Genomic DNA, 3201 nt, shown 5'->3' on the forward strand with positions numbered 1-3201 from the left:
ACTGGCAGGTCTGCGCGTTGGATACCTTATAGGCAACCGGGAGCTAATTGAAGGGATATACGCTGTAAAGCCGCCTTACAATGTCAGCAGCTTCTCGCAAAGGGCGGCACAGCTGGTGCTAGAAAACATGAGCATATTTAGCAGCAGGATTGCTAGCATAGTAAGTGAAAGGGAATGGATGTATCATAAATTACGTGGCTTTAAAGGGATCGAGGTATATCCATCGAAGGCCAATTTCCTGCTCATAAAAGTTCCCAATGCTCAAAATGTACACAAAGAGCTGATAAGGGAAGGCATACTGGTTCGCAATTTCCCCAATCATCCCCGGCTCAAAGATCATCTGCGCATCACGGTAAGCACCAGGCAGGATAATGAGTATTTTATAAAGGCACTGGAGCGTATACTGGAGGGATAAAACATGGATCAACGGATAGGCAGGGCCGAAAGGCATTCCAACGAAACACACGTAAAGGTGGAAATAAAGCTAGACGGAAAGGGGCTGGCCCAAGTAAGTACCGGCATCGGTTTTTTTGACCACATGCTCACCATCCTGGCAGGACACAGCGGCTTTGACATCGCCGTTGAATGTCGTGGCGATTTGGATGTGGACGGTCACCATACCGTTGAGGATGTGGGCATCGTATTGGGTAGGGCTTTTGCACAGGCGCTAGGAGATAAAAGGGGCATATTCCGTTACGGTACAGCATTTGTGCCCATGGACGAATCGCTGGCCATGGTAAGCCTGGACATCAGCGGACGGCCTTATCTGCATTACGATATGCCTACCCTTGTTCCCATGATAGGGGATTTTGATACCCAGCTTGCCGAGGAGTTTTTCAGGGCTTTCTCCAACCAATGCGGGATCACGTTGCACATAAGGGTTTTGTACGGGAAAAATGCCCATCACATGCTGGAGGCTGTCTTTAAGGCTTTTGCACGGGCTTTAAAGCAGGCCGTGGCTTTGGAAAAGAATGCCGATGGAATTCCCTCTACCAAGGGGATAATTGACTGATTTTTGAAAATGGGGGTAATTTCAGAACATGACCGTTTATCCGGCTATAGATATAAAAGAAGGGAAATGCGTTAGGTTAAGGCAAGGTAGGGTTGATCAGCAGACGGTATACAGCCAGGATCCGGTAGAAGTTGCTGTGCAGTGGAAAGAAAAGGGAGCATCTTTTCTCCATGTGGTGGACCTGGATGGGGCATTCCAGGGATATTCCCACAACGAGGATATTATAAAGAGAATTGTAAAAGAAGTCGATATACCCATTCAGGTGGGCGGCGGTATACGTTCTATGGAAAGGATATCCCATCTTTTAGAGGAAGTCGGCGTGGCAAGGATTATACTGGGCACGGTGGCCATAGAAAATCCTGAATTGATTGAATTGGCGGTGAAGCGTTTTGGCTCCTCCATAGCCGTTGGGATAGATGCAAGAGACAACAGGATAGCCGTAAGGGGCTGGATAAAGGTGAGCGACATAACGCCTATTGAGCTGGGCAAAAAGGTGAAGGAGATGGGAGTGGAAACCATAGTTTATACCGATATACTGCGCGATGGCATGCTGGAAGGACCAAATATATCAGCCACTCAGGAGATGATAGAAGAGACGGGCCTCAAGGTAATAGCATCGGGTGGGGTAAGCTCTCTGGAACACATAGTGGGGCTTAAATCTGCTGGAGCAGCCGGCGTCATCATAGGCAAGGCACTATATAGCGGCAAGATAGATTTAAGGGAAGCTTTAAAGCTGGAGGAGGGGTAAAAAGATGAAAGCCATAGAAGTTGATAATTTTAGAGAAGGGGTTTTGAATACCTTGATAGATGAGATAAGCTTTAACGCTGACGGTGTGGTCCCCGCTATAGTACAGGATCATGATACCGGGGAAGTGTTGATGGTGGGCTACATGAACCGCGAGGCTTTCCAAAAAAGCCTTGAAACCGGAATAACCCATTTTTGGAGCAGAACTCGTAGAAAGATATGGAAAAAGGGCGAAACTTCTGGACATATCCAGAAAATTAAGGAAGTATTTATAGACTGCGATGGAGATGCCTTGCTGTTTAAAGTGGAGCAGGTGAAGGCCGCCTGCCATACCGGTTATAAATCCTGTTTTTATCGTGCTGCAGACAAAGCCACTGGTACATGGACTGTAAAGGGAGAAAGGGTATTTATCCCAGAAGAGGTATACGCCGAAGCACAGTCCCCTATAAATCAAAACACATCGGTGTTGCAGGAGCTGTATGACGTCATAGTGGACAGGAAGCTGCATCCCAGGGAAGGGTCTTATACCTGCTACCTGTTTGAAAAGGGCATCGATAAGATTTTAAAGAAAGTGGGAGAAGAGTCAGCCGAGGTGATAATAGCTGTAAAAAATGGGAAAAAATCAGAAGTCATATATGAAACGTGTGACCTTATATACCACCTGTTGGTAGTTCTGGTTGAGCAGGGCATATCGCTTGAAGATGTATTTGAAGAATTAAAGAGGCGGAGATAGCATACAGGATATTGATAAAGATAATGCGAGATTTTGCGAGAAATATGGAGATAGTTGTGCCAAATCTTCCACGGCTGTTTTTGACTTATAATTGTGACTACCGTATACTAATAATAGTTAACACAACATCACAACATGGTGACGGCTTGAAGGGGCAGATAAAGCAGTTGCGCTGTTTATGCTAGCAAGGAGTGAGCAAGCTGGTAAAAACAGCAAGAGGCCTCGGTAGCTCAGTTGGTAGAGCAGCGGACTGAAAATCCGCGTGTCGGTGGTTCGATTCCGCCCCGAGGCACCAGCGTACAAGATAATAATACGCGGGAATAGCTCAGGGGTAGAGCGTCACCTTGCCAAGGTGAAAGCCGCGGGTTCGAATCCCGTTTCCCGCTCCATCATGGCGCCGTAGCCAAGTGGTAAGGCAGAGGTCTGCAAAACCTCGATTCCCCAGTTCGAATCTGGGCGGCGCCTCCAATAATTTTTGCCGGAGTGGCGGAACTGGCAGACGCACAGGACTTAAAATCCTGGGGTCTGAAGAAGACCGTGCCGGTTCGAGTCCGGCCTCCGGCACCAGCATCAAGGATTCCAGGGTTTTGAAAATCCTGGAATTTGTTTTAAATGGGTGCTAGTAATGTAAAAGTAATGCAATGAAAAACAAAAATGCATTAAGCTGATTTTGGATAAATCTGGCAAGTGGTGAGCTATCCCAAAAATTGA

At 47.0% G+C, this 3201-nt stretch carries 4 protein-coding genes and 4 tRNA genes; all 8 read left to right on the top strand.

From position 1 onward, the window contains the following. Positions 1-415, top strand: a 415-nt coding sequence (locus FWJ59_RS08855) for an aminotransferase class I/II-fold pyridoxal phosphate-dependent enzyme (RefSeq protein ID WP_414481580.1), incomplete at its 5' end; no start/stop codon positions are given. A gap of 3 nt (positions 416-418) precedes the next feature. Then, positions 419-1012, top strand: coding sequence for an imidazoleglycerol-phosphate dehydratase HisB (hisB, locus tag FWJ59_RS08860; RefSeq protein ID WP_414481581.1), 594 nt, complete (start codon positions 419-421; stop codon positions 1010-1012). A gap of 28 nt (positions 1013-1040) precedes the next feature. Beyond that, positions 1041-1760 carry a 1-(5-phosphoribosyl)-5-[(5-phosphoribosylamino)methylideneamino]imidazole-4-carboxamide isomerase gene (hisA, locus tag FWJ59_RS08865; protein WP_414481582.1) on the top strand — a complete coding sequence of 240 codons (720 nt, stop codon included), beginning with the start codon at positions 1041-1043 and terminating at the stop codon, positions 1758-1760. A gap of 4 nt (positions 1761-1764) precedes the next feature. Next, positions 1765-2490, top strand: coding sequence for a bifunctional phosphoribosyl-AMP cyclohydrolase/phosphoribosyl-ATP diphosphatase HisIE (gene hisIE / locus FWJ59_RS08870; protein WP_414481583.1), 726 nt, complete (start codon positions 1765-1767; stop codon positions 2488-2490). A 219-nt stretch (positions 2491-2709) separates the two neighbouring features. Then, a tRNA-Phe gene (locus FWJ59_RS08875) sits at positions 2710-2785 on the top strand. A 19-nt stretch (positions 2786-2804) separates the two neighbouring features. Then, a tRNA-Gly gene (locus tag FWJ59_RS08880) sits at positions 2805-2879 on the top strand. A 4-nt stretch (positions 2880-2883) separates the two neighbouring features. Continuing rightward, positions 2884-2958: transfer RNA gene (locus tag FWJ59_RS08885), tRNA-Cys, on the top strand. Between the two features lie 9 nt (positions 2959-2967). Next, a tRNA-Leu gene (locus tag FWJ59_RS08890) sits at positions 2968-3057 on the top strand. Positions 3058-3201 lie beyond the last annotated feature (144 nt).

This window comes from Caldicoprobacter sp., from assembly GCF_047459465.1.
Lineage (GTDB): Bacteria > Bacillota > Clostridia > Caldicoprobacterales > Caldicoprobacteraceae > Caldicoprobacter.